7 protein-coding genes and 1 pseudogene are annotated in these 5,307 nt (G+C 65.9%); 2 read left to right on the forward strand and 6 right to left on the reverse strand.

What is annotated here, in order from left to right; genetic code table 11:
- Window positions 1-145: 145 nt before the first annotated feature.
- From EN884_RS24635 to tsaD, 6 genes are read right to left on the reverse strand one after another with little or no spacing between them, the layout of a single operon-like run.
- Complete coding sequence (locus EN884_RS24635) at window positions 146-562, reverse strand: DUF1761 domain-containing protein (protein WP_024503046.1); 417 nt, start codon at window positions 560-562, stop codon at window positions 146-148.
- Window positions 563-613: 51 nt separating this feature from the next.
- Window positions 614-1,312, reverse strand: coding sequence for a methyltransferase (locus tag EN884_RS24640; RefSeq protein WP_174299057.1), 699 nt, complete (start codon window positions 1,310-1,312; stop codon window positions 614-616).
- On the reverse strand, window positions 1,267-1,692 hold the full coding sequence (locus EN884_RS24645; RefSeq protein ID WP_063169521.1) for an EVE domain-containing protein: 426 nt from the start codon (window positions 1,690-1,692) through the stop codon (window positions 1,267-1,269). Before EN884_RS24645 ends, EN884_RS24640 begins: the two co-directional genes overlap by 46 nt.
- Before the next feature lie 37 nt (window positions 1,693-1,729).
- The gene (locus tag EN884_RS24650; protein ID WP_063169520.1) at window positions 1,730-2,026 is read right to left on the reverse strand and encodes a YciI-like protein; all 297 of its coding nucleotides are present in this window, start codon (window positions 2,024-2,026) and stop codon (window positions 1,730-1,732) included.
- Between the two features lie 31 nt (window positions 2,027-2,057).
- Entirely contained in the window at window positions 2,058-3,080 is a 1,023-nt protein-coding gene (locus EN884_RS24655; protein WP_063169519.1) for an NAD(P)H-dependent glycerol-3-phosphate dehydrogenase, read from the reverse strand.
- The gene (gene tsaD, locus EN884_RS24660) at window positions 3,077-4,162 is read right to left on the reverse strand and encodes a tRNA (adenosine(37)-N6)-threonylcarbamoyltransferase complex transferase subunit TsaD (RefSeq protein WP_181172687.1); all 1,086 of its coding nucleotides are present in this window, start codon (window positions 4,160-4,162) and stop codon (window positions 3,077-3,079) included. Before tsaD ends, EN884_RS24655 begins: the two co-directional genes overlap by 4 nt.
- Before the next feature lie 101 nt (window positions 4,163-4,263).
- On the opposite strand from tsaD, the gene hemC reads away from it, so the two are divergent.
- Window positions 4,264-5,190, forward strand: coding sequence for a hydroxymethylbilane synthase (hemC, locus tag EN884_RS24665; RefSeq protein ID WP_063170402.1), 927 nt, complete (start codon window positions 4,264-4,266; stop codon window positions 5,188-5,190).
- A 1-nt stretch (window position 5,191) separates the two neighbouring features.
- Window positions 5,192-5,307: pseudogene (locus EN884_RS39750) on the forward strand (uroporphyrinogen-III synthase); the annotation flags it as partial.

The following is a 5,307-nucleotide window of genomic DNA, read 5'->3' on the forward strand; positions in this document are numbered from 1 at the left end:
CAGTAGGGCAGTAGGGCAGTAGGGCAGTAGGGCAGTAGGGCAGTAGGGCAGTAGGGCAGTAGGGCAGTAGGGCAGTAGGGATAGGCGTCGGTGCCGTCTGCTCCCCTATTCCCCTACTGCCTTACTGCCCTACTCCCTTCTTGACTCAGCTTGCCACCGCGCCGAACCAGCCGATGACGGCGCCGATGATCAGTAGCACGCCGAGCCAGTGGCCGCCGTCGATGAGGGTCAGGTCCCAGCCGAAATTCTCGTAGCGATGGTTGACCGAGAGCGTCGTGGCGACGAAACCCAGCCAGAGCACGAAGCCGAAGACAAGTCCGGCGAGCCATGTCGGCTCGCCGCCGGTCATCGCGCCGACGACCAGCGCCATTATCGTGGCCATGACCAGTTCGGCGATGAAGCTGACGACGAAGGGCAGCGGCGACTTCTTCATCGTGGCCGGATCGAGCTTGGCGGCCTTCAGCCACGCCTTGCTCAGGCTCATGTACCAGGCGGCGCCGAACAGCCACGCCACGATTGCGGCAGCGACCACCGCCAGCCAGTTCACTGCTGAAAAATCCATGAGCTCCCCCCTCTGATTTGGATATGATGGAACGCCTGTTCGGCGATCGCGTCAAGCGAACCGCCAGACGGTCGTGCGCTTGACCAGCGCATCCTCCAGCGCCCGCGTGACGGCCACTTCATAGACCGCAAGCGGCTCCAGCCCTGTCTTCGGCAGATACGACCGGCCGGGATCGCCGACAAGGATTTCGGCGCCGCGCGCCTTCAGCGTTGCGAACCATGGCACCAGCCGGTCAGCGAAAGATTTGTCATAGAAAACATCACCGGCCAGGACCACGTCCCAACCTGCATCGGTGCCGATGCAATCCGTGCCGAGGAATTCGGTCCCGATACCGTTGATCTCGCTGTTGAGCCGGATCGCGGTGGCGCAGAACGGGTCGATGTCGGAGGCGATCACCTTGGCGGCACCGGCCTTGGCGGCGGCGATGGCGACAAGGCCGGAGCCGGAAGCAAAGTCGAGCACGTGCTTGCCACGCACCGTGCCGGAATTGTCCAGGACATAGCGGGCAAGGCCCTGGCCGCCGGCCCAGGCAAAGGCCCAGAAGGGCGGCGGCAGGCCGATTTCGACCAGCTCTTCCTCGGTCCGCTGCCACAGATCATGCGCTTCGTCGGCAAGATGAAGCAGGATCTCCGGCACGTGCGGCGGCGCCATCAGCGCCGTGTTGTCGAGAATGAACTGTTTGGCGCTGTTGGGCGTGAGCGCCGTCACGGAACCGGCGTCAAGCCGCCCATGCGGCAGACTTCCTTCCATTCGGCCGGCGTCACCGGCTGCACGGAAAGCCGTCCGAGCCGCACCAGCGCCATGTCGGCAAGCCTCGGATTGGCCTTCACCTGTTCCAGCGTCGGCGGGTTCGGTACATCCCTTACGGCGCGGATGTCGACGCATTCCCAGCGCGGATCGTCCGACGTGGTGTCGGGATGGGCAAGCGCGCAGACTTCAGCGATGCCGACGATGTTCAGCCCCTCGTTGGAGTGGTAGAAGAAGCCGAGATCGCCGATCTGCATCGCCTTCATGTTGTTGCGCGCCGCGTAGTTGCGCACGCCGTCCCATTGCGTGCCGGCCTTGCCCTTGGCCTTCAGCATCTCGAAGGAGAACTTGAATGGCTCGGATTTGAACAGCCAGTAGTTCATGTCTTTCTCCTCCTTGGAGTCGCGCTGGCGACCGGGATTAACTAGCCGCCGGCTTGTTGAACGTCCAGTTCCACGGGCGGATTTCGACGCTTTCGAACAGCCCGGCCTTGGCGTAGGGGTCGGCGGCCGACAGAGCCTGCGCCCCTGCCAGGTCGGGCGCTTCGACGACCACGAGGCTGCCATTGGACCTGCCTTCAGTGTCAAGGAACGGACCGGCGAATGCCAGCTTCTTGTCGCCGTTCAACCCCTCGAGAAAGGCAACATGCTCGGGCCGCGTGTCGAGGCGCACCTGCAGGCTTCCGGGCTTGTCCTTGCAAATCACAGCAAACAGCATTTTTTCTCCTGATCGTTCAAAGTCGTGGGGATCAATCGTTGGTTTCGGTCTTCAGCGGCCGGGTCATCAACGCCGTCACGGCCTGCCGGACGGTGATGGTGCCATCCAGTATGGCGGCGACGGCGGCAATGATCGGCGCGTCGATGTTGCGCTCGGTCGCAATGCGGGCTGCGATCGCCGCCGTCGGCACGCCTTCTGCCAGCGGCAATCCGGCAAGTGGCTTGCCTTGCCCGAGCGCCAACCCATAGGCGAAATTGCGCGACTGGGTGGACGAGCAGGTCAGCAGCAGGTCGCCAAGGCCGGAAAGCCCCATCAGCGTTTCGGGCCTGGCGCCGAAGGCAGCGCCGATGCGGCGCAATTCGACAAAGCCGCGCGTCACCATGGCGGCCTGGGCGCTGGCGCCGAGACCCGCCCCAGTGACGGCACCTGCGGCAATGGCAAAGACGTTCTTCAAGGCGCCGCCGATCTCGACGCCGATCAGGTCGTCGTTCGAATAGCAGCGCAGATTTTCGGCGGAAAAGCGGGCGGCGAGATCGGCGGCCAATGCCTCGTCGCGGGCGGCGACCACAACGGCCGTCGGCAGGCCGCGGGCGACGTCGGTGGCGAAGCTCGGGCCCGACAAAACGGCAACCGGATTGAGCGGCAGGATTTCTTCGACAATCGCCGATAGCAACGCGCCAGTCTCGCTTTCGATGCCCTTGGCACACAGAACCAGCGGGATACCGGCCGGCATATGGTCCTTCGCGGCCGCCAGCGTCGCCCGCAGCGACTGCGCCGGCGTCACCGCCAGCACGCAATCGGCACCGTCGAGCGTGGCCTGGATGTTGCTCGTCGCCACGATGCCGGGCTGGAGCGTAATGCCCGGCAGGTAGCGTGGATTTTCGCCGCGGTCGATCGCGGCGACGGTCTCCGGATCGCGCGCGTAAAGGCGGACGAAATGGCCGGCGCGCAGCATGGCCAAGGCCAAGGCAGTGCCCCAGGCGCCGCCGCCGAGCACGGCAACGCGCCAGCCGCTTGGCGCGGTGACGTTGCCGCTCATTGCCACCTCGTTCATGCCTTGGCTCCGCGCCGGCCGGAGCCGACCATCGGCGCCGAGATGCTGTCCAGCGGCCAGCGCGAGCGCGGCACGAAATCGAAGCCGTTCTCTTGCGCCATGCCCTCGCGCAGCCGCTCGATGCCGGCCCAGGCGATCATCGCCGCATTGTCGGTGCAAAGTTTCAGTGGCGGCGCAATGAAGGTGAAGCCGGTCTCGGCGCAGAGCCGCTCCAGCATGGTCTTGATCGTGCGGTTGGCGGCGACACCACCGGCAACGACGAGGGCTGGGTTCCTGGTGCCGGGAAATGTCTCGCGAAAGCGCGTCAGCGCGCGAGAAACACGGTCGGCCAGAGCATCGGCTACGGCCCCCTGGAACGAGGCGCAGATGTCGGCGACGTCCTGGTCGCTCAGCGGCGCAATGGCGCTCGCCGCCTGGCGCACGGCGGTCTTGAGGCCGGAGAAGGAGAAGTCGGGCTGGGCCGAGCCCTTCATCGGACGCGGAAAGGCAAAGCGCGAGGCGTTGCCGGCCTGTGCCGCCTTTTCGACATTCGGTCCGCCGGGATAGGGCAGGCCAAGCATCTTGGCCGTCTTGTCGAAGGCTTCGCCGAGCGCGTCGTCGATAGTCGTTGCCCAGCGCTGGTAGCCGCCGACACCCCGCACGGCGACGATTTGCGTATGGCCGCCGGAGACCAGCAGCAAGAGATAGGGAAAGTCGAGCCCGTCGGTCAGCCTTGCGGTCAGCGCATGGCCTTCGAGGTGGTTGATGGCGATCAGCGGCTTGTTCGCCGCCGCGGCGATTGCCTTGGCGGTCATCAGCCCGACGATCAGCCCGCCGACCAGGCCGGGGCCGGCGGTGGCGGCAATCGCGTCGATATCGGCTAGCGCCGTGCCCGAATCGGCAAGCGCCGCCTCGATGATGCCGTCCAGCGCCTCGACATGGGCGCGCGCGGCGATTTCCGGCACGACGCCGCCGAAAGCGGCATGCTCCTCGATCTGGCTGAGCACGATGTTGGACAGGATTTTTGGCGCGGCGTCGCCGTCGACGGCCACCACGCTGGCGGCGGTCTCGTCACAACTCGTCTCTATGCCCAGCACGCGGATCAATTCGTCGCTGTCCCTAAAGATTGTATCATGGGGTTTTCCCCGTTAGGAGAACCCCGGAAAAGCCTCGCTTGCCGGGGGGTTATCACGGACTGCGCGCCATGCAAACAATCTTGAGAATCGGAACACGCGGCAGCCCGCTGGCGCTGGCGCAGGCGCATGAAACGCAGGCGCGGCTGATGGCCGCGCATGGCATGCCGGCGGAGGCGTTCGAGGTGGTCGTCATCTCGACCAGCGGCGACCGCATTCAGGACCGGCCGCTGTCGGAAGCCGGCGGCAAGGGCCTGTTCACCAAGGAGATCGAGGAGGCGCTGCTGGCCGGCCGGATCGACATCGCCGTGCATTCGTCGAAAGACATGCCGACGCAACTGCCCGACGGCCTCGAACTGTCGGCCTTCCTGCCGCGCGAGGACGCACGCGACGCCTTTGTCGGCAAAGCGGCGAAGACGATCGCCGAACTGCCGCGCGGGGCGAAAGTCGGCTCGTCGTCGCTACGGCGGCAAGCGCTGATCCGCCGGATGCGGCCGGATCTCGACGTGGTGATGTTCCGCGGCAATGTGCAGACGCGGCTGCGCAAGCTCGACGAAGGCGTCGCCGCCGGCACGATCCTGGCCTATGCCGGGCTGAAGCGGCTTGGGCTCGAGCATGTCGTCACCGACCTGATACCGCTCGATGTCTTCCCGCCGGCGCCGGGGCAAGGCGCGATCGGCATCGAAACCCGTATCGGCGACCGCGATGTCGAAAAGATGCTGGCGGCCGTCCATGATGTGCCGACCGGCCAGGCGCTGGCCTGCGAGCGTGCCTTCCTGGCGGCGCTCGATGGCTCCTGCCGCACGCCGATCGCCGGCTATGCGGCGATCGAGGCCGGAAAACTGTCTTTTGCCGGGCTGATCATCTCGCCCGACGGCACGCAGTCACACACGGTCGAACTGCAGGGACCGGCGCAAGACGCCGCCCGGATCGGCGGCGAAGCGGCCCGGAGCGTGCGCGCCAGGGCCGGCGAAAAGTTCTTCGACGGCTGGCTCTGAAATGCTTCGCGTCCTGGTGACCAGGCCGGAACCGGGTGCTTCGCGCACAGCGCATCGGCTGGAGGAGGCAGGTTTTCAGCCGGTTCTTTTGCCCCTGACCGAAACAAAGGCGTTGCC

This window comes from Mesorhizobium sp. M7A.F.Ca.AU.001.01.1.1 (assembly GCF_004022735.1).
Lineage (GTDB): Bacteria > Pseudomonadota > Alphaproteobacteria > Rhizobiales > Rhizobiaceae > Mesorhizobium > Mesorhizobium ciceri.

Coding starts and splice junctions, on each gene's coding strand:
- EN884_RS24635 (WP_024503046.1), bottom strand. CDS start 562: ATGGATTTTTCAGCAGTGAACTGGCTGGCGGTGGTCGCTGCCGCAATC.
- EN884_RS24640 (WP_174299057.1), bottom strand. CDS start 1,312: ATGGAAGGAAGTCTGCCGCATGGGCGGCTTGACGCCGGTTCCGTGACG.
- EN884_RS24645 (WP_063169521.1), bottom strand. CDS start 1,692: ATGAACTACTGGCTGTTCAAATCCGAGCCATTCAAGTTCTCCTTCGAG.
- EN884_RS24650 (WP_063169520.1), bottom strand. CDS start 2,026: ATGCTGTTTGCTGTGATTTGCAAGGACAAGCCCGGAAGCCTGCAGGTG.
- EN884_RS24655 (WP_063169519.1), bottom strand. CDS start 3,080: ATGAACGAGGTGGCAATGAGCGGCAACGTCACCGCGCCAAGCGGCTGG.
- hemC (WP_063170402.1), top strand. CDS start 4,264: ATGCAAACAATCTTGAGAATCGGAACACGCGGCAGCCCGCTGGCGCTG.